Here is an 18,323-nt window from a genome sequence, read left to right as displayed (position 1 = left end):
GTCAGGGGTTCAGGCCGACGCGTCGGGAAGCGCGCCGAGGAGCGTCGCGACGGCGCGGCGGGCGACCTGTTCGGTGTCCCAGAGGGCGTCGCGTCGGTGGGCGCTCACAGCCTGCGGAGTGATGGCCAGGGCCGCTGCGGCGTCCTTCCCCGTGGCCCCGGGCTCGGCGAGGCGGTCGAGCACCCGCCACGTCGCGTCGGACCTGTCGCGCACGAGCGCGGCGAGGAGATGGAGCAGCGCCTCCACCTCGGGGGCCGGCACGGTCTCCGTTCCCACCGCCGCCCCGGCGTCGCCCGCTGCGAGCGCGAGCGGCACCGGCACGGTGCGGCCCTTGGCGCGTTCGACGGCGTCCCGGGCGCGGAAGAACGCGTCGCCGGTGCTCGAGCGGGTGTCCGCTCCGAGGGTCCCGGCCCCGACGCCGATCCCGACGCTCCACGTCGCTCGGCGCTGGAGGTGCAGCGCGACGGTGACGGTCGCCTCGGCGTCGGCGAGCACACCCTGCAGCTCGTCGCCGGCGGTGCGGGCGAAGGGCCGCAGGACTGTCGGCTCGGGCACGAGCGCGGCGAGCTCCGCGAGCGCCTCCTCCACGAGGTCGGTCCCTCGGCGGCTCCCGCGCTGGTCGGCTGTCACGACGAACATGCATCAAACATATGGGATAGATCACTCATGATCAAGCGTCCGTGGCTGATCGTGTCTGACGACTTCAGGAAAGCGCCACGATCCGGAGCGCTCGGAACACCAGCTCAGGCCCAGCATGCTGCCTCCGGTTCGCCCTCGGCGGTCGCTGATCAAGCCTGGTGGACTGATCGCGCGCGATCAAGTGAGGGAAGCTGCGAGGAACCCGCCGGCGCTCGTGCCCGTGGCGCACGTGGCAGGCTCGTCGCGTGGCCACCTACCCCACCCTGGACTCCTTCGACTTCCCGGTCGCGCTGGCCGTGGCCGACCGGACGCACGTCCTCTCGACCGATGGTGACGTCGAGGCCGTGCTGCCGTGGAAGTCCGTCACGAAGCCGCTGACCGCGCTCGCCGCGCTCGCCGCGATCGACACCGGCGCCCTCGGCCTGGACGACCCCGCCGGTCCGGACGGGTCCACCGTGCGCCACCTGCTGGCCCACGCGTCCGGGCTCCCGTTCGAGGCCGGCGGAGTGACCCAGCAGCCGGGGCGTCGCCGCGTCTACTCCAACCTCGGCTTCGAGGTGCTCGGAGACGTCGTGGCGGCGGCGGTCGGCACGGACGTCGGCTCCTGGGTCCGGCGTGCGGTGATCGAGCCGCTGGAGCTCGACTCCACCACGCTCGACGGCAGCCCGGCCCACGCGGCGTCGGGCTCCACGCTCGACGTCCTCGCCCTCGGGCTCGAGCTGGCACACCCGCACCTCATCTCCGCGGAGCTCGCGCACGAGGCCAGCACGGTGCAGCTCCCCGGTCTCGCCGGCGTCCTGCCCGGCTTCGGCAAGCAGGACCACAACGACTGGGGCCTCGGCTACGAGATCCGGGACCACAAGTCGCCGCACTGGACGGGTTCCCAGTCCTCCCCCGCCACGTACGGGCACTTCGGCCAGTCCGGGAGCTTCCTCTGGGTGGATCCCGACGCCGGGCTGGTTGCCGCGTTCCTCGGCGAGCGGTCGTTCCGAGCGGAGGTCCACGGCCGGCTCTGGCCCGCCCTGACGGACGAGATCCTCACCGCGCACGGCGGTGTGTCGTTCTCGTCCAAGACGCCGGCCCCTGACGCCCCCTAGCGTGGGCGGGCAGGGTGCGGAGCGAGAGAGGAATCGGATGCGGGAGCTGGTCTACACAGGGTTCATGTCCCTCGACGGGGTCGTGGACTCGCCGGGAGGGACGCAGGAGGGACACCGCAGCGGTGGATGGGTCATGGACACGCCGTTCGTGCCCGAGGCCTTCGCCCTGAAGGGCGAGGAGCTGGAGAGCACCACGGCGCTGATGTTCGGCAGGCGGAGCTACGAGGCGTTCGCGCCGGTCTGGAAGGACTCGGAGGATCACGCCGCGTACCGGGACCTCCCGAAGTACGTCGTCTCCTCCTCGCTTCCCGAGGAGGCGCTCGTCGACGGGTGGGGGACGACGACGATCCTGCGGTCCACCGACGACGTCGCCGAGGCGAAGACGACGGCGGGCGGCGCGATCTTCATCCATGGCAGCGCGGAGCTCGCGCGCCGGCTGTCGGAGGCGCGCCTGATCGACCGCTACCACCTGCTGGTCTTCCCCGTCCTGCTCGGTGCCGGCAAGGGCCTCTTCAGCCGCGAGGACCTGGAGAAGCAGGCGCTGACGCTGCGCGACAGCACCGCCTACCCGAACGGGATCGTGAAGCTGATCTACGCCGTCGGCTGACCCGAGGGACCGAGGTCGAGCGCGATCGCGCCGCCCACGCCGCGACGCAGGGCGCCGGCGGTGCGTCCCACATACCGGCGCAGCGCGCGGGCCAGGTGCGGCTCGTCGACATAGCCGAGCGTGGCGGCCACGTCGGCGCCCGCACCGCCCGTGCTGAGCAGCACGGCTGCGGTGCGGGCGCGCTCGATCTGGGCGACGGCACCCTGCGTGAGACCGGTCGCCGCCCGGAACCGGCGCTGGATCGTGCGGGCCGAGGTGCGGGGCGACGTGCCGCGCAGGACTCCAGCCACCACGGGGTCACGCACGAGGGTCCCGGCCCGGACCAGGCGCTCGACGAGTGCCTCGGCGTCGTCGATCCGGGGCGTCTCGAAGCGAGCGCCGTCGAGCCGGAACGAGGCGCGGTCCGTGTCGGGCAGCTCGATCCCGCCATCGACGAGCAGCGGCGTGGGCACGTGGCGCAAGGACGTCCCGACGGCGAACTCGATGCCGACGAACGCCGCTCCCTCCGGGACCGGAGCGTCGCCGGACCTCGTCTCCGGACCGGTGACGGCCGCGCGAGCCGTCCCCTCGTGCTCCCAGAAGACGAGCCCCCAGCGCGCCGCGGCGACAGACGTCATCCGACTCACGCGGTCGCTGGTGCACGTCCACACCGCGTCGACCCACGGGGAGTCCGAGGATCGGGTGACGAACGCCAGGCCGGCCGACCCGGCCGCGCCGCGTTCCTCCGGCGCCGACCGCACGCCGTGCGCCCCGCTCAGCTCGCGGGCTCCGGCGCGTCGAGGAACGTCAGCACGACGTCCTGCACGAGGTTCGTGCGCGCCATCCCGAAGAAGTGGGTGCTGCCCGGGAAGACGGCCAGCTGGGACGCGGGGACGCCGTCGAAGTCGCCGTTGACGTCGCCGCCGCGCAGCTGGAGGAACCGCACCACGTGCTCGAGCTTGACCATGTCGCAGTCGCCGACCGTGACGAGCGTCGGTGCGGCGTAGCCGCGGATGTCGTCCTCGGACCAGCCCGCTACCCCGTGGTCGTACGCGGCGATCTTGTCCAGCAGCGCCTGGAGCCTCTCCGGGTGCGGCGACTTCGCGAGGTACTCCTGCTCCATCGGGGTGCCGGCGATCATGCTGACGTCCAGCTCCGCGACCGCGTCCGTGTTCTCCCCCCGGTCCCCGCTCGGGTGGAACGAGACCGACGACACGACCGCCTTCCGGACGAGCTCCGGGTGCGTGATCGCCAGACGTAGCGCGACGGCGCCGCCGACGCTGAAGCCGAACAGGTCAGCGCGCGGCACGTCGAGGTGCTGCAGCAGCGCGACGACGTCGCCGGCGAGGTTCTCCGTCGTGAGCGGACGGTCGATGTCGTTCGTGCGGCCGTGGGCCTGGAAGTCGACGGCGATGACCTGCCGGCTCGCGGCGAGGTACGGGAGCACCTCGCCGAACTGCAGGTCGATGTTGAACAGTCCCCCGTGCAGCAGCACGAGCGGCGTCCCGCCCGAGCCGTGGATCTCGTAGTACATCCGCAGGTCGCCGATCGGGGCGTACCCGGTGCGGGGGGTGTCGAGCGGAGGCGGGACGGGCTGGACGGACACGCTGGCTCCTTCGGTCGCGAGGCGGATCACCTCACGCTATCCGGACTCCTCGACGTCGCCCATCCCCCGATCGGTGGCCCCGGCGCCCGCCACATCGTCGTACGACGGCACCCCCGCCGGCGGCACGCCCCGCAGTGCCGCGGCGCCGTCGCGCACGGCCGCGAGAGCGCTGCGGAACAGCAGGGACCCGGTGCTGACGCGGGCGACCCCGGACCGCGCCAGCTCCGCGACGCCCAGCCGCTCCTGGACGAGGACGTTCAGGGGGGCCGGGAGCTGGGCGGCGAGCGTGCGCATCGTCGCCGGTGGCAGAGCACCCGGAACGAACACGCCGGACGCCCCGGCGGCGACGTACGCCACCCCGCGCTCCAGGGCAGTTCCCTCGGCGGCCGCCAGGTCGGCGGCCGGATCCCCGCGCGCCAACCAGAACGGGTCGGTCCGGGCGTTGAGGAACACCTCGGGCGCCGCGTGCGCGACGGCCGCGACCTTCGCGACGGCGAGGTCCACGTCGACCAGACCTCCGCGACCGTCGGAGTCCTCGAGGTTGAGGCCGACGACGCCGAGCGCGGCGAGGCGGGAGGCGTACCGGCCGACGTCGTCCGGGTCGTCGGAGAAGCCGGCCTCGATGTCGACGGTGACGGCGATGCCCGCCCTCGTGAGCGTGCTGGCGAGGGCGGATGTCTCCTCGGCGATCGCGCCGGAGCCGTCCGGCTTGCCGGCGGCGAACGCGACGCCGAGGCTCGTGGTCCCGACGACGTCGAACCCTGCGCCGACCAACCACCGGGCGGACGCGAGGTCCCAGGCGTTCGGCAGCAGGAGCGGGGCACCGGGACGGTGCCGCCTCCGGAACTCCCCGGGGCTCATCGGACGCTCCCGCCGGTCGTCGAGAGCACACCAGCGACGGCGACGGCGATCGCCACGGCGTGCTCCTGCCCCGGGCAGGCGTGCGCCCCCGCCCCGAACGCGAGCGTGCCCGTGGGCGTCCGGCGTGCGGCGGGGCCCGCGAGCGGCACCGCCACTCCCTTGCCGCCCGGGCCCACGCGGCGCGTCGACGCCACCGGCGGGTCGTGCAGCAGGAGGCGGCGGGTCGTCGCCCGGTCGGACGCGCCGGCGCGGAGCAGGCTCTCGATGAGTGTCGCGGTGGCCGCGTAGGCCTGCACGAGGAGCTGGACCCGCAGCGCCCGTTCGGGCTCGTCGTGGCCGGGGGACGCGCGTAACAGCTCGGTGGCCGCGGCGTCGGCGTCGGGGGTCGCGACGCCGTCGCGATACGCGCCCGCCACCCGCGCGACGACGATCGGGAGGTCCGCGGGGTGTGCGAAGCCGAGCGCGCCGGCGAGCACAGCCACCGGCACGTGGCGAGCAACAGCCGACGCCGACGAGCCCGCTGCGCCGAGTCGCTCGGCGGCGAGGCGGCGTGCGGCGGCCGCGAGCGTCGCCGGGTCCAGCCCTGCGAGCAGTGCCTCCTGGCGGGCGCGCCGGTCCGCGTGCACCGGGCCGTCCACGAAGCGCGACGCGAGAGCCCGCAGGCGGGCGAGCGGGGCTGTCGCCGCCGGCGCGGGCGGGACGCGATACGCAGGGTCCTCCAGGATCGCGAGAGTCTCGGCGGGGTCCGCGGCGATGACGACGTCGGGGGTCATGGTGGTGACGGTACGTCGGCAACACTTCGACGCACCCCGAACTGTGGCCGTCGTACCGTTGCCTCATGGACGGCGACGCGGAATTGGCGGAGCCCGCACGGCTCATGGGAGAGCCGGCGCGGGCGGCGATGCTGACGGCTCTGTCCGGCGGGCGGGCGCTGCCGGCGTCGGACCTGGCGCGCGCCGCACGCGTGACACCGGCGACGGCGAGCTCGCACCTGGCCCGGCTGCTCGCGGGCGGCCTCGTCGTCGCGCACCGCCAGGGTCGGCACCGGTACTTCGCGCTCGCCTCCCCCGACGTCGCCCGCGCGGTCGAGGCGCTGCAGGCGATAGCGCCGCGGCGCCCGATCGGCTCCTACCGCGAGTCTCGCGCCGCGGCACGGCTCGCGGAGGCCCGCAGCTGCTACGACCACCTCGCCGGCCGCCTCGCGCTCGACATCGCTGACGCGCTCGTCGCGGAGGGGTCGCTGGCACCGCTCGTGGCGGGCGGCGTCGGGACGCTCCACGGCGTCCGGGGACCTGTGGCAGCCCGTCTGCGGCTCGGCGACGCGGAGCCCGGCTCCCGGCGTTCGCTGGTGCGCGGCTGCCTCGACTGGACCGAACGCCGCCCTCACCTGGCGGGGGCGCTGGGCGCGCACGTGCTCGAGCTGCTGCTCACCGAGGGGGCGGTGACCCGGGTCGACGGCGACCGGTCGCTTCGCGTCGACGCGACGCGCCTCGCCTGGCTGGACGCGGCGTGACGACCTACAGCTCCACGCGGTTCGACCCGGGCGTCACGTCGCGGCTGATCTCGGCGTACGCAGCGGCGAGCAGGGCCGGGTCCGGACCCTCCAGCCGCGTCGGGGCGCCGACGTCGCTCAGCACCACGAACCGCAGCAGATCACCGCGGGTCTTCTTGTCGCGCCGCATCGCGTCGAGCAGCTGCCCCCACCGGTCGCCGCGGTAGGTGACCGGGAGCCCCAGCGAGGTGAGGATCGCCCGGTGCCGGGCGACGACGTCGTCGGACAGGCCCGATGCGAGACGCGCGAGCTCGGCCGCGAACACCATGCCCACGCTGACGGCGGCGCCGTGCCGCCACTGGTACCGCTCGGCATGCTCGATCGCGTGCCCGAGCGTGTGCCCGTAGTTGAGGATCTCCCGGAGGCTCGCCTCCCGCAGGTCCGCGCTCACCACCCGGGCCTTGACGGCGATCGCGCGCTCGATCAGCTCGCGCAGCACGTCCGAGGCGGGGTCCATCGCCGCGGACGGGTCCGCCTCGATCAGCTCGAGGATCCGCGGATCCGCGATGAACCCGCACTTGACGACCTCGGCGAGCCCGGCCACGAGGTCGTGCCGCGGCAGTGTCGCCAACGTGTCGAGATCGGCGAGCACGCCGGCCGGCGAGTGGAACGCCCCGACGAGGTTCTTCCCCTCCGCCGTGTTGATGCCCGTCTTCCCGCCGACGGCGGCGTCCACCATGGCGAGGAGCGTCGTCGGCAGCTGGACCACACGCACGCCACGCAGCCAGGTCGCCGCCACGAACCCGGCGAGGTCGGTCGTCGCCCCTCCACCGAGCCCGACCACGACATCGGTGCGCGTGAAGCCCGCCTGCCCGAGCACTCCCCAGCAGAACGCGGCCACCTGCGCCGTCTTCGCCTCCTCCGCGTCCGGGACCTCGGCCGCGTACGCCTCGTACCCGGCCTCGGCGAGCTCGACCCGGACCACCTCCGCCGTGGCGTCCAGAGCTCGGGGGTAGAGCACGAGCACGCGCCGGGCGTCGGGGCCGACGAGCGCCGGCAGCTCGCCGAGCAGGCCGCGACCGACGACGACGTCGTAGGTGTGCTCGGCGCTCACGGTGATGCGGGTCGCGGCGCTCATCGTGCCGCCTCCGCCCGGCCGAGCGCGGCGAGGATCTCCGCGGCGACGTCGTCCGGGGACTTGGAGTCGGTGCTCACGCTGATCGCGGCGACCTCCTCGTACAGGGGACGGCGTGCGTCCATCAGCTTCTTCCACTGCGCGCGCGGGTTGCCGAGCAGCAGGGGCCGGGACCGGTCGAGACCGACCCGCGGCGCCGCGCTCGTGAGCGACACCTCGAGGTACACCACCGTGTGCTCGGCGAGCTTCGCGCGGGTCCCGGCGTCCAGGACCGCTCCCCCGCCGAGCGCCAGGACCCCGTCGTGCTCGGCCAGCGCGGCCGCGACCGCGGCGCGCTCGAGATCGCGGAACGCGTCCTCGCCGTCGTCCACGAAGATCTCCGTGATCGGCCGCCCAGCCGTGGCCTCGACGTCCGCGTCGGTGTCCCGCACGTCGACGCCGAGCGCGGCCGCGAGCAGGGCGCTCACGGTCGTCTTGCCGGATCCGGGCGGGCCGACGAGCACGACGCGCGGCCGCGTCACCGCTGCTGCTCCGGGATCGCCTCGAGGTAGGAGGTGAGGTTGCGGGCGGACTCCGCGACGCTGTCGCCGCCCACCTTCTCGAGGAGCGCCTGCGCGAGGACGAGCGCCACCATGGCCTCGGCCACGACGGCGGCCGGGGCGACGGCGCAGACGTCGCTGCGCTGATGGATGGCCTTGGCCGCGTCGCCCGTCGCGGTGTCGATGGTGTCCAGGGCGCGCGGGACCGTCGAGATGGGCTTCATCGCGGCACGCACACGGAGCACCTCGCCGTTCGTCATGCCGCCCTCGACGCCGCCCGCCCGGTTCGTGCGCCGGCGCACCCGGCCGTCGGTGGCGCGCTCGATCTCGTCGTGGGCGGCGGACCCGCGCCGGGCCGCCGTGCGGAACCCGTCGCCGACCTCGACGCCCTTGATGGCCTGGATGCCCATGAGCACGCCGGCGAGCCGTCCGTCGAGCCGGCGGTCGGACTGCACGTAGGACCCGAGGCCGGGCGGGAGCCCGTACGCGAGGACCTCGACGACGCCACCGAGCGTGTCGCCGGCCTTCTGCGCGTCGTCGATCTCCGCGACCATCGCGGCCGACGTGGCGGCGTCGAAGCAGCGGATCGGGTCGGCGTCGAGCGCGGCGACGTCGTCCGGGGTGGGCAGGTCGGCGTCGTCGGGCGCCGACACGGGACCGATCGCCACGACGTGCGAGACCAGGCGGACACCCGCCGCCTGCTCGAGAAACGCCGCGGCGACGCGCCCGAGCGCGACCCGGGACGCCGTCTCGCGAGCGCTGGCGCGCTCGAGCACGGGCCGTGCCTCGTCGAAGCCGTACTTCGTCATCCCGATGAGGTCGGCGTGGCCGGGACGGGGGCGCGTCAGCGGCGCACCGCGAGCGCCGGTGAGCGCGGCCGGGTCGACCGGGTCGGCCGCCATCACGGTCTCCCACTTGGGCCACTCCGTGTTGCCGATCTCGACGGCGATCGGGCCGCCCTGGGTGAGACCGTGCCGCACGCCGCCGAGCAGGCGCACCTCGTCGCGCTCGAAGCTCATGCGCGCGCCGCGGCCGTACCCGAGCCGGCGTCGCGCCAGCGCGTCCCCGATCTGCGTCGTCGTGATCTCGACCCCCGCCGGCAGCCCCTCGAGCACCGCGACGAGCGCCGGGCCGTGGGACTCGCCCGCCGTCAACCACCTGAGCATGGTCCGCATCCTCCCACGCGCGGCTCGTCCGCCCGCGCGAGCGCCCAGCCCCTGGGCACGGCGCCGCACCCGTGCGGAGGTCAGGCGGCGAGCAGCCCGGCGAGGACGGCGGGTCCCCAGGCGGCACCGACGAACGCTCCCCCGATCATCCACGGGCCGAACGGGATCGCCGTCGACCGCCTCGCCCGCCGGGTCACGAGCAGGGCGAGGGCGGCGAGGCCACCCAGCACGAAGGCCCCGACGACGCCGACCACGAGATGCGTCCACCCGAACCAGCCGAGCGCGATGCCGAGCAGGCCGGCGAGCTTGACGTCGCCGAACCCCAGGCCCGGCGGGTAGACCCACGCGAGCAGGGCGTACAACGACCAGCAGATCGCCCCGCCGGCCAGCGCACGGACGAGGGCGGCGCCGTCGCCGTCGATCAGCGCCGCGACGGCGTACCCGACCACGGCGAGCGGGTACGCGGGGAGCACGATCGCGTTCGGGATGCGGTGGGCGGCGGCGTCGACCAGGCCCGCGCCCGTCGCGGCGAGGGCGACGACGAGCGTCGCGGGCAGAGCCGCCCTCGGCCCCACCAGGGCCGCCGCACCCGCGGCCACCACCCCGACGACAGCTGCGACCACGGGCCGGGCGAACCACCCGGTCGTGGAGCGTCCGCGCGACAGGGTGCCGAGCCACGGCGCCGCGAACGCGCCACCGATCGCGCCGAGCAGCGCGCACACGGCGACGAGCACGTCAGCCGGCGCCCAGAGCGTCGGTCAGCGCGGCGCGCATCGCCTCCACGGGCGCAACCTTGCCCGTCATGAGCCGGACCTGCTCGGCGGCCTGGTGCAACAGCATGAGCCAGCCCGGGGCGACCGTGCCGCCCGCCCGTTCCCACGCCGCGTCGAGCGGCGTCGGGAACGGGTCGTAGACGACGTCGAGGAGCACCTGCGCAGGATCGAGGCGGTCGCCGTGCGCGTCCAAGGCCGCGGCGACGGCGTCGCTCGCGCCGGCCGGTGCGGTCTGGATGACGACGTCGGCCCGCGGGACGGCTCGGGCCGCCGCCCCCCAGCGGCGGACGTCCGGCTCGAGCCCGGTCTGGTGCGCCGCGCGCACGAGGTCACCCGACCGGGCCGGGGTGCGCACACCCACGATCGCCCGACGCACCCCCAGCGAGCCGAGTGCGGCGAGTGCCGAGATCGCCGTGGCCCCACCGCCGAGGACGACGGCGGAGCGCAGCGGCCGGGCGGTGAGGTCACGAACCTCCGCGAGGGACGCCACGATCCCGGCGACGTCGGTGTTCGCGCCGACGACGAGCCGTCCGTTGCCGGCCGGCTGCAGGAGCAGCGTGTTGACGACGCCGAGCAGCTCGGCGAGCGGCTCGACGTGGTCGCAGCACGCCAGCGCCACCTTCTTGAGCGGCATCGTCAGGGAGAGCCCCGCCCAGGACGTGTCGAGCCCGGCTACGAAGGGCGCCAGCTCGGCCTCACCGACGTCGTGGCGCGTGTACGTCCAGGACGTCAGGCCGAGCGCGTCGTACGCTGCACGGTGCAGGACGGGCGAGAGGCTGTGCTCGATCGGGCGACCGAGGACGGCGGCGCGGCGGTTCGATGCGTTGAGCTCCCCGGGGGGATCAGCCACACTCGCTGCCGTTCGCCTCGTACTCGTCGAACCACGCCCGGAATTGAGCGGCAAGATCCTCGAACTCCGCCGAGCTGCTCGTGAACTCCGTCTCACCCGAGCACAGGTCCAGGGTGACGAAGAACAGCCAGTCCCCCTCGGTCGGGCTGACCGCTGCAGCGATCGCCTCCGGGCGCGGCGTGGCGATCGGCGACGGCGGGAGACCCGGCCGCACACGGGTGTTGTACGGGTGGTCCTGGTTGTGGTCGATCTCGTTCGCCGGCAGGCCCAGGGCGTAGGACAGCGTGGAGTCCATCCCGAGCGTCGTCGCGCCCGTCGCGTTGCCCTCCACCAGCCGGTTCTCGATCACGCGGGCGACCTGGCCGTAGTAGTCGGCGTTCGCGACCTCGCGCTCTGCGATCGACGCGATGGTGAGGACGCGGAGTCGCTCCTCCGGAGCCACCCCGGCCTCGTCGAGCACCGTGAGCTGACGAGCCGCCATCTGTGAGAGCACGTCGGTGGGCGTAGCGCCGGGCTCCGCCGAGTAGGTGCCGGGGGCAAGCCAGCCTTCGAGCGGATCGATCACGTCCGCATTCGTGTTGATGTCTGCCGGCAGGCCGAGGCTCGCGGGGTCGCTCGCCGCCGTCTGGACGTCTTCGAGGGGCACCCCCAGGACGTTCGCCACCCGCTCGTAGATCTGAGCGGCGGTCCACGCCTCAGGGATGGTGATCGTGGAGTCGGCCCGCGCGGACGGGTCCAGCAGCGCGCGCACGGCGTCCGCAGCCGCCATCTTCGTCTGGAGGTTGTACGTGCCCGGCTGGATCTGGGTGGCGTTGGCGTTCGCGTTGTAGGCGTCCACGAATGCGTCGACGGTCGCCACGACGCCCTCGTCGAGCAACGTCTGACCGATCTCCGCCCCGGACGCACCCTCGGCGACGACCACCTGGACGTCGTCCTCCCCCGGGCCGGGGAAGTCGGTCACGGTGGGGTCGCCACCCAGGTCGTTGAGCATCGGACGCACGACGAACCAGCCACCTGCGACGAGCAGGCCGAGCGTGAGGATCATGACGACGAGGCTCGCGATCGTGCGCCGGCGGCGCTTGCGACGGCGCAGCTCGGCCTCGCGCCGGGCTGCGCGGCGGGCGGACCGGCGTCGGGCGGATTCGTCGTGGTCGATCTCGATCTCCTCGATTCGTTCGAGGTCGCTGACGTGCTCGTCGGCGAACAGGTCGCTCACGGACTTCCCTCCTTCGTCATCGTCCCCCCGGTTTCCGGGCGCGCGGGAACCACGTGCTCCCCTGGTGGTGCCCCGGTGGCGCGCTCCGCGTCCAGGGCCGACTGCAGGATCACCACAGCCGCCGCCTGGTCGACAACCTCGCGGTGGCGTCTGCCCGCACGGCCGGCCTCGTGCATCGCGCGATGGGCGGCGACAGTGCTCAGCCGCTCGTCCACCAGTCGCACGGGCACCGGTTCGACGGCGCGGGCAACCTGTCCAGCGTACGCGCGTGCCTGACGTGCTGACGACCCCTCGTGACCGTCCAACGCCCTGGGCAGGCCAATCACGACCTCGATCGCCGAATCTTCACGCACGAGCCCCGCGATCTCCGCGACCCCGCCACGCTTGCCGCGCCGGGCCAGCGTCGTCACCGGGGTCGCGATCACGCCGCTCGGGTCGCAGCGCGCGACACCGACGCGGACGCTTCCCACGTCCACGCCCAGGCGCACGCCGGTCCGCACCGCCTCAGCCCCGCTCGTCCAACGTGCGTCCCACGGCCGCGACCACCTGCTCGAGGGCTGCCGGGATCTGGTCCGGGTCCGACCCGCCACCCTGCGCGAGGTCGTCGCGCCCGCCGCCGCCCCCGCCGAGCGCGCCGGCCGCGACGCGGACGAGCTCGCCCGCCCGGACGCCGGACTCGCGCGCGGCCGGGTTCGTCGCGGCGACCACGACGGCGCGGCCCTTCGCGACTCCGCCGACGACGACGACGGCGGCCTGCGCCTCGCCCAGTCGGTCGCGCAGGTCGACGACGAGCGCCCGCACGTCGTCGACGGAGGCGACCTCGCCGGCGTCGTGCGTCACGACGCGGGCGCCGGAGACGAGTGCCGCCGACGCGGCGAGCGACGCGGCCGCGGCGAGCAGACGGCCCTGCCGCAACGACTGGATCTCGCGCTCCGCCTCCTTGAGACGGGTCATGAGGGAGCTCACCCGCTCCGGCAGCTCCTCGCCGCGCGCCCCGACGAGCTGCGTCAGCTGGCCCACGAGCGCGTGCTCCTTGGCCTGGTAGCCGAACGCCCCGTCGCCCACGAGAGCGTCCACGCGGCGCACGCCGGACCCGATCGAGGACTCGCCGAGGAGCGTGACGAGACCGAGGTGCCCGGTGCTCGCCACGTGCGTCCCGGCACAGAGCTCCTTCGACCAGTCCCCGCCGATCGACACGACGCGCACACGGTCACCGTACTTCTCCCCGAACAGCGCCATGGCACCTGCGGCCCGCGCGTCGTCGAGAGCCATGACCTCGTCCGTCACGTCGAGATCGTCGGCGAGGAGCGTGTTGACACGCGCGTTGATCTCCGCGAGCGCCGCGCTCGGCAGCGCCGAACCCGAACGGAAGTCGAACCGGAACCGGCTCGGGGCGTTCTCGCTGCCCGCCTGTGTGGCGCTCTCACCGACGTGCTCGCGGATCGCCTTGTGCACCATGTGCGTCGCGGTGTGGGCGCGCGCGATCGCTCGCCGCCGGGCCGTGTCGATCGACGCGACGCCCGACGAGCCCAGCCCCAGCACGCCCTCGACGAGCCGGCCGCGGTGCACCGACAAGCCCTTGATCGGAGCCTGGACGTCGTCGACCTCGACCACCGCGCCGTCGTCGAGGACGATCTGGCCCTGGTCTGCGAGCTGGCCGCCCGCCTCGGCGTAGAAGGGCGTGCGGTCGAGCACGACCTCGACCTCGGCGGGCGCCTGCGCCGCTGGGGCGGGCACGCCGTCGACGAGGAGGCCGACGACGGCCACCCGCGCCTCGGCGTCGGTGTATCCGAGGAAGCTCACCGGTGCGGGCAGGGAACCCGCGATGTCGCGGTACACGCTCGTGTCGGCGTGGCCGCTGCGCTTGGCGAGGGCGTCGGCCCGTGCCCGGGCGCGTTGCTCCCCCATGAGGCGCCGGAACGCCTCCTCGTCGACGCTCACGCCCTGCTCGGCCGCCATCTCGAGCGTGAGGTCGATCGGGAAGCCGTACGTGTCGTGCAGCGCGAACGCCTGCTCGCCGCCCAGCTGGGAGCCGCCGCTCTCCTTGAGCCGGCGCACGGCCGTGTCGAGGATCGTCGTTCCCGAGGTGAGCGTGCGCCGGAACGCGTCCTCCTCGTCGTAGACGATGGTGGAGATCCGGCCGAAGTCCGCCTCCAGCTCGGGGTAGGACGCCTTCATGACGTCCTTCGACACCGGGAGCAGCTCGGGCAGCGCGGGATCCGTCACGCCCAGGAGGCGCATCGCCCGGACGCTGCGGCGCAGCAGCCGGCGCAGGACGTACCCGCGGCCCTCGTTCGACGGCTTCACGCCGTCCGAGACGAGCATCATCGCGGAGCGCACGTGGTCGGCGACGACGCGCATCCGTACGTCGTCCTCGCGCGAGGCGCCGTACCGGCGGCCGGAGAGCTCCTCGGCGCGGGCGATGACGCCGAACACCTCGTCGATCTCGTAGATGTTGTCCTTGCCCTGGAGGATCGCCGCGACGCGCTCGAGACCCATTCCGGTGTCGATGCTCTTCATCGGCAGCTCGCCGAGCAGCGGATAGTCCTTGCCGGGGCCGGGACCGCGGAGGAACTCGTCGAACACGAGGTTCCAGAACTCGACGTAGCGGTCGCCCGCCGTGTCGACGGCCGGTCCGCCGTCGGGGCCGCGGTCAGCGCCCCGGTCCAGGTGCCACTCCGCCGTCGGGCCGGCGGGACCCGGCTGGCCGGTGTCCCAGAACGAGTCAGCACGCGACAGCGGCACGACCCGCTCCGCGGGGAAGTCGATGACCTCCCGGAGCACGCGCGCCGTCTCCGCGTCCTCCTCCCACACCGTGACCCAGAGCAGGTCGGGGTCCAGGCCGAATCCGCCGTCGTCCTGCGAGCTCGTCATCAGCTCCCAGGCGAACTCGACGGCACCCTCCTTGAAGTAGTCCCCGAAGGAGAAGTTGCCGTTCATCTGGAAGAACGTGCCGTGCCTGGTAGTGCGGCCGACCTCTTCGATGTCGTTCGTCCGGATGCACTTCTGGACGCTCACCGCACGCGAGTACGGTGCCTGCTCCGTCCCGACGATGTACGGGATGAACGGCACCATGCCGGCGATCGTGAACAGGATCGACGGGTCGGCGGAGATGAGCGAGGCGCTGGGCACGACCGTGTGGTCGCGCTCGGCGAAGTAGTCCAGGTAGCGACGTCGGATCTCGGCGGTGCGCATGGTCCCTCGGGGTTGCAGGTGCACCGCGGCCAGGGGCCGCGGCGGAAGATCGATCAGAAGAACTCGTACAGCTCGGCGTCCGCGCCGTCGTCCTCGTCCCTCCCGCGCGCGGGGCGCGGTGCGGACGCGCGGCGGGCCCGGGCGGCGGCCACCTCGTCGGGTGGGGGCAGCAGGTCGGCTCGGAGCTCGGCCTCGTGCTCCCGCATCGCGGCAGCAATCTCGGTGCCGACGTCGCGGAGCGTGTCGACACCGCGTGCCACGAGGTCGGCGAACCCGGCGGGGGTGAACGCCTCGGCGGCTGCGTCGGCCTTCGCGCGTGCCTGGGCGAGCTGTCGCACGACCAGCACCGCAGCGGCGGCGCCGACGCCGATCCAGAAGATCCGGCGCACTACCGCCTCCGCCCTCGCCGAGCGGCCCGGCGACCGACGACGCTGCGGACGGCATAGCTGAACGACGCCACCTTGATGAGGGGCGAGGCGACCGTCGCTGACACGAGCGTGGTGAGCGCCGAGACGTTCGTCCCGATCTCCGCCGCGGACGTCGTCACCGTGTCGACCTTCGCGAGCTGCGCGTTGGCGGTGCGGAGCGTCTCCGCCGCCTCGTCGACGATGGGGATCGACTGCTCCGTGACCCGCGCGACAGTCGTCCGGGTCTCGTCGAGCACCTTGCCGAGCTTGAGCAACGGCACCGCCATGAACGCCACCAGGGCGACGAAGGCGAGTGCCGCGACCAGCCCGGCGATGTCACCGAGCGACATGGGCGCTCCTTCGCGGGGGTGAGGGGACGGCGAGCGGTCCGACACTACCGCGAGCGGCTGTGTCGGCTTCAATGGCCGGAACGCCCCGGCCACCCTGACGGGCGACCGGGGCGATCCGAGGATGCAGCGAGGTGGGTGCGGCTCAGCGCGCGTACCACTCGACGATCAGCTGGACGTCGGCGGTCACGGGGACCTCGGCTCGCTTCGGGCGGCGCACGAGCTCGGAACGCAGCTTCTCGAGCGACACGTCCAGGTACTCCGGCACCTGGGCCAGCACGTCGCGGTGAGCGCCGGCGGCGGCCACCTGGAACGGGGTGCGGGCCTGGCTGCGCGGCTTGACCTGGATGACCTGGCCCGGCTTCACGCGGAAGGACGGGCGGTCGACGATCTTGCCGTCGACGAGGACGTGGCGGTGGACGACTGCCTGGCGGGCCTGCGCGATCGTGCGGGCGAAGCCGGACCGCAGCACGAGGGCGTCGAGCCGCATCTCGAGGAGCTCGACGAGCGCCTCACCGGTCAGGCCGGCCTCGCGGCGCGCCTCGTCGAACGCGCGACGCAGCTGCGCCTCGCGGATGCCGTACTGGGCGCGGAGACGCTGCTTCTCCTTGAGCCGGACGGCGTAGTCGGACTCGGTGCGGCGGCGGGCGCGACCGTGCTCGCCCGGCGGGTAGGGCCGCTTCTCGAAGTACTTGGCGGCCTTCGGCGTCAGCGGGAGGCCGAGGGCGCGGGACAGGCGCACCTGGTTGCGCGCGCGCTTCGTGGAGCTCACGTGATGTCCTTCATCTTCCTGTGTCGATGTCACCGCCGGAACCCGCAGGTCGCGGATCGACGGTGGGGCCGGCTCATGCGGCTAAGGCCCCAGGGGCCCGGGCCTCTTCGCGAGCAAGCTCGCCGGCGCCGGGCAACCACGAAAGTCTACACGCCCGGCGCGTCGGGCCGATCGGCTCTCTCCGGGGCGGGAGGCGCAGGAGGTGCGGCACGCTCGGCGTCAGACGGGGCGGACGCCCGCCCCGCGCCGCCGAGGATCTCCCGGATCCGCTCCAGCCGCGGCCCGATCTGCCCCTCGAGGCCGCGCGCCGTCGGGTGGTAGTACCGGGCGCTCTCCAGCCCGTCGGGAGCGTACCGCTGGGCCGCGACGCCGTGCGGCGCGTCGTGCGCGTACGCGTACCCCTCGCCGTGGCCGAGGCGCTCGGCGCCGGCGTAGTGCGTGTCGCGCAGGTGCACCGGGACCGACCCGCCCCGCCCGGCCCGGACGTCGGCCAGCGCCTCGTCGATCGCCTTGTACGCCGCGTTCGACTTCGGGGCGGTGGCGACGTGCACCACGGCCTGGGCCAGCACGATCCTCGCCTCGGGCAGCCCGATGAACGAGACCGCCTGGAACGCCGCCACAGCCGTCGCGAGAGCCGTGGGGTCGGCCATCCCGACCTCCTCGCTGGCCGCGATGACGATGCGCCGGGCGATGAACCGCGGGTCCTCCCCCGCCGCCACCATGCGCGCGAGGTAGTGCAGGGCGGCGTCGACGTCCGACCCGCGCATGGACTTGATGAACGCGCTCGTGACGTCATAGTGCTGGTCGCCGTCACGGTCGTACCGCACCGCCGCGACGTCGACCGCCCGCTCGACCGCCTCCAGGTCGATCCCCCGCGCGTCGTCGCCCGCGCCGGGCAGGGCCGCGGTGCCGGCCGCCGCCTCGAGGATCGTCAGCGCCTTGCGTGCGTCGCCGCCCGCGAGCCGGAGCAGGTGCGCACGCGCGTCGTCGTCGAGCGTGTAGCGGCCGGCCAGGCCCCGCTCGTCGTCGAGGGCCCGGTCGACCAGCCGCGCGACGTCGGCCTCGGTCAGCGGCCGCAGCGTCAGCAGCAGGGAGCGGGAGAGCAACGGGGAGATCACGGAGAAGCTCGGGTTCTCCGTGGTCGCCGCGACGAGCGTGACCCACCGGTTCTCGACGCTCGGCAGCAGCGCGTCCTGCTGCGTCTTCGAGAACCGGTGCACCTCGTCGACGAAGAGCACCGTCTCGACGCCGCCGCCCGCGAGGCGCCGGCGTGCGTCGTCGATGACCGCGCGGACGTCGCGCACGCCGGCCGTGACGGCGGACAGCTCCACGAACCGGCGACCTGAAGCGTGGGCGATGAGGTACGCGAGCGTCGTCTTGCCCGTGCCCGGTGGTCCCCAGAGGATCACCGACGACGGCGGCGGCGCGCCCGGGTCGGCCGGTTCCGTGAGGCGCCGCAGCGGCGCTCCGGGCTCGAGGAGGTGCTCCTGCCCGACCACCTCGGACGCCGAGGCCGGGCGCATGCGCACGGCCAGCGGCGCATCGGGCCGGGCGGCCGGGACGCCGGCCGGGTCGCTCGCAGCCGCCTCGAACAGATCCACACCGCGAGCCTACGGGCCGCCACCCACAGGTCCGGCTGCGC

Annotated in this window: 20 protein-coding genes; 3 read left to right on the top strand and 17 right to left on the bottom strand. The window is 74.0% G+C overall.

The window, feature by feature from the left end:
* Positions 1-9: 9 nt before the first annotated feature.
* On the bottom strand, positions 10-639 hold the full coding sequence (locus BCAV_RS10245; protein WP_015882524.1) for a hypothetical protein: 630 nt from the start codon (positions 637-639) through the stop codon (positions 10-12).
* 245 nt (positions 640-884) lie between these two features.
* Between BCAV_RS10245 and BCAV_RS10240 the strand changes: the two genes are divergently transcribed.
* Together BCAV_RS10240 and BCAV_RS10235 are read left to right on the top strand one after the other, a co-directional pair.
* Positions 885-1,736: a serine hydrolase domain-containing protein gene (locus tag BCAV_RS10240; RefSeq protein WP_015882523.1), complete on the top strand. Its 852-nt coding sequence runs from the start codon at positions 885-887 to the stop codon at positions 1,734-1,736.
* A 37-nt stretch (positions 1,737-1,773) separates the two neighbouring features.
* Positions 1,774-2,343, top strand: a complete 570-nt coding sequence (locus tag BCAV_RS10235) for a dihydrofolate reductase family protein (protein WP_015882522.1) — start codon at positions 1,774-1,776, stop codon at positions 2,341-2,343.
* On the opposite strand, the gene BCAV_RS10230 is transcribed toward BCAV_RS10235, so the two are convergent.
* The 4 genes from BCAV_RS10230 to BCAV_RS10215 all read right to left on the bottom strand — a co-directional run bounded on the left by BCAV_RS10230 (position 2,328) and on the right by BCAV_RS10215 (position 5,562).
* Complete coding sequence (locus BCAV_RS10230) at positions 2,328-2,960, bottom strand: helix-turn-helix domain-containing protein (RefSeq protein WP_083770161.1); 633 nt, start codon at positions 2,958-2,960, stop codon at positions 2,328-2,330. The genes BCAV_RS10235 and BCAV_RS10230 overlap by 16 nt on opposite strands.
* A 137-nt stretch (positions 2,961-3,097) precedes the next feature.
* On the bottom strand, positions 3,098-3,928 hold the full coding sequence (locus BCAV_RS10225) for an alpha/beta fold hydrolase (RefSeq protein WP_015882520.1): 831 nt from the start codon (positions 3,926-3,928) through the stop codon (positions 3,098-3,100).
* 36 nt (positions 3,929-3,964) lie between these two features.
* The gene (locus BCAV_RS10220; RefSeq protein ID WP_015882519.1) at positions 3,965-4,789 is read right to left on the bottom strand and encodes an isocitrate lyase/PEP mutase family protein; all 825 of its coding nucleotides are present in this window, start codon (positions 4,787-4,789) and stop codon (positions 3,965-3,967) included.
* Complete coding sequence (locus tag BCAV_RS10215; RefSeq protein WP_015882518.1) at positions 4,786-5,562, bottom strand: hypothetical protein; 777 nt, start codon at positions 5,560-5,562, stop codon at positions 4,786-4,788. The genes BCAV_RS10220 and BCAV_RS10215 overlap by 4 nt, the downstream gene beginning before the upstream one ends.
* A 65-nt stretch (positions 5,563-5,627) precedes the next feature.
* Between BCAV_RS10215 and BCAV_RS10210 the strand changes: the two genes are divergently transcribed.
* The gene (locus BCAV_RS10210; protein WP_015882517.1) at positions 5,628-6,302 is read left to right on the top strand and encodes an ArsR/SmtB family transcription factor; all 675 of its coding nucleotides are present in this window, start codon (positions 5,628-5,630) and stop codon (positions 6,300-6,302) included.
* A gap of 4 nt (positions 6,303-6,306) precedes the next feature.
* On the opposite strand, the gene aroB is transcribed toward BCAV_RS10210, so the two are convergent.
* The 12 genes from aroB to BCAV_RS10150 all read right to left on the bottom strand — a co-directional run bounded on the left by aroB (position 6,307) and on the right by BCAV_RS10150 (position 18,282).
* Positions 6,307-7,419, bottom strand: a complete 1,113-nt coding sequence (gene aroB / locus BCAV_RS10205) for a 3-dehydroquinate synthase (protein WP_015882516.1) — start codon at positions 7,417-7,419, stop codon at positions 6,307-6,309.
* Entirely contained in the window at positions 7,416-7,937 is a 522-nt protein-coding gene (locus BCAV_RS10200) for a shikimate kinase (RefSeq protein ID WP_015882515.1), read from the bottom strand. The genes aroB and BCAV_RS10200 overlap by 4 nt, the downstream gene beginning before the upstream one ends.
* Complete coding sequence (gene aroC, locus BCAV_RS10195) at positions 7,934-9,121, bottom strand: chorismate synthase (RefSeq protein ID WP_015882514.1); 1,188 nt, start codon at positions 9,119-9,121, stop codon at positions 7,934-7,936. Before aroC ends, BCAV_RS10200 begins: the two co-directional genes overlap by 4 nt.
* 80 nt (positions 9,122-9,201) lie before the next feature.
* A complete protein-coding gene (locus BCAV_RS10190) occupies positions 9,202-9,855 on the bottom strand; it encodes a prepilin peptidase (RefSeq protein ID WP_015882513.1) in 654 nt (217 codons plus the stop codon).
* A 1-nt stretch (position 9,856) separates the two neighbouring features.
* The gene (locus BCAV_RS10185) at positions 9,857-10,744 is read right to left on the bottom strand and encodes a shikimate dehydrogenase (RefSeq protein ID WP_015882512.1); all 888 of its coding nucleotides are present in this window, start codon (positions 10,742-10,744) and stop codon (positions 9,857-9,859) included.
* Positions 10,737-11,960, bottom strand: coding sequence for an endolytic transglycosylase MltG (gene mltG / locus BCAV_RS10180; protein ID WP_015882511.1), 1,224 nt, complete (start codon positions 11,958-11,960; stop codon positions 10,737-10,739). Before mltG ends, BCAV_RS10185 begins: the two co-directional genes overlap by 8 nt.
* Complete coding sequence (ruvX, locus tag BCAV_RS10175) at positions 11,957-12,460, bottom strand: Holliday junction resolvase RuvX (RefSeq protein ID WP_050761716.1); 504 nt, start codon at positions 12,458-12,460, stop codon at positions 11,957-11,959. The genes mltG and ruvX overlap by 4 nt, the downstream gene beginning before the upstream one ends.
* Positions 12,461-12,464: 4 nt before the next feature.
* Positions 12,465-15,155 carry an alanine--tRNA ligase gene (gene alaS / locus BCAV_RS10170; protein ID WP_015882509.1) on the bottom strand — a complete coding sequence of 897 codons (2,691 nt, stop codon included), beginning with the start codon at positions 15,153-15,155 and terminating at the stop codon, positions 12,465-12,467.
* A gap of 53 nt (positions 15,156-15,208) precedes the next feature.
* Positions 15,209-15,544, bottom strand: coding sequence for a hypothetical protein (locus BCAV_RS10165; RefSeq protein WP_015882508.1), 336 nt, complete (start codon positions 15,542-15,544; stop codon positions 15,209-15,211).
* Positions 15,544-15,912, bottom strand: coding sequence for a DUF948 domain-containing protein (locus BCAV_RS10160; RefSeq protein ID WP_015882507.1), 369 nt, complete (start codon positions 15,910-15,912; stop codon positions 15,544-15,546). Before BCAV_RS10160 ends, BCAV_RS10165 begins: the two co-directional genes overlap by 1 nt.
* 142 nt (positions 15,913-16,054) lie before the next feature.
* Positions 16,055-16,681, bottom strand: coding sequence for a 30S ribosomal protein S4 (gene rpsD, locus BCAV_RS10155; protein ID WP_015882506.1), 627 nt, complete (start codon positions 16,679-16,681; stop codon positions 16,055-16,057).
* A gap of 146 nt (positions 16,682-16,827) precedes the next feature.
* The gene (locus BCAV_RS10150) at positions 16,828-18,282 is read right to left on the bottom strand and encodes a replication-associated recombination protein A (RefSeq protein ID WP_015882505.1); all 1,455 of its coding nucleotides are present in this window, start codon (positions 18,280-18,282) and stop codon (positions 16,828-16,830) included.
* Positions 18,283-18,323: the final 41 nt, after the last annotated feature.

It is taken from the genome of Beutenbergia cavernae DSM 12333 (genome assembly GCF_000023105.1).
Lineage (GTDB): Bacteria > Actinomycetota > Actinomycetes > Actinomycetales > Beutenbergiaceae > Beutenbergia > Beutenbergia cavernae.
This window is presented reverse-complemented; position numbering and strand designations above follow the sequence as displayed.

Coding starts and splice junctions, on each gene's coding strand:
- BCAV_RS10245 (WP_015882524.1), bottom strand. CDS start 639: ATGTTCGTCGTGACAGCCGACCAGCGCGGGAGCCGCCGAGGGACCGAC.
- BCAV_RS10235 (WP_015882522.1), top strand. CDS start 1,774: ATGCGGGAGCTGGTCTACACAGGGTTCATGTCCCTCGACGGGGTCGTG.
- BCAV_RS10230 (WP_083770161.1), bottom strand. CDS start 2,960: ATGACGTCTGTCGCCGCGGCGCGCTGGGGGCTCGTCTTCTGGGAGCAC.
- BCAV_RS10220 (WP_015882519.1), bottom strand. CDS start 4,789: ATGAGCCCCGGGGAGTTCCGGAGGCGGCACCGTCCCGGTGCCCCGCTC.
- BCAV_RS10215 (WP_015882518.1), bottom strand. CDS start 5,562: ATGACCCCCGACGTCGTCATCGCCGCGGACCCCGCCGAGACTCTCGCG.
- BCAV_RS10210 (WP_015882517.1), top strand. CDS start 5,628: ATGGACGGCGACGCGGAATTGGCGGAGCCCGCACGGCTCATGGGAGAG.
- aroB (WP_015882516.1), bottom strand. CDS start 7,419: ATGAGCGCCGCGACCCGCATCACCGTGAGCGCCGAGCACACCTACGAC.
- aroC (WP_015882514.1), bottom strand. CDS start 9,121: ATGCTCAGGTGGTTGACGGCGGGCGAGTCCCACGGCCCGGCGCTCGTC.
- alaS (WP_015882509.1), bottom strand. CDS start 15,155: ATGCGCACCGCCGAGATCCGACGTCGCTACCTGGACTACTTCGCCGAG.
- BCAV_RS10160 (WP_015882507.1), bottom strand. CDS start 15,912: ATGTCGCTCGGTGACATCGCCGGGCTGGTCGCGGCACTCGCCTTCGTC.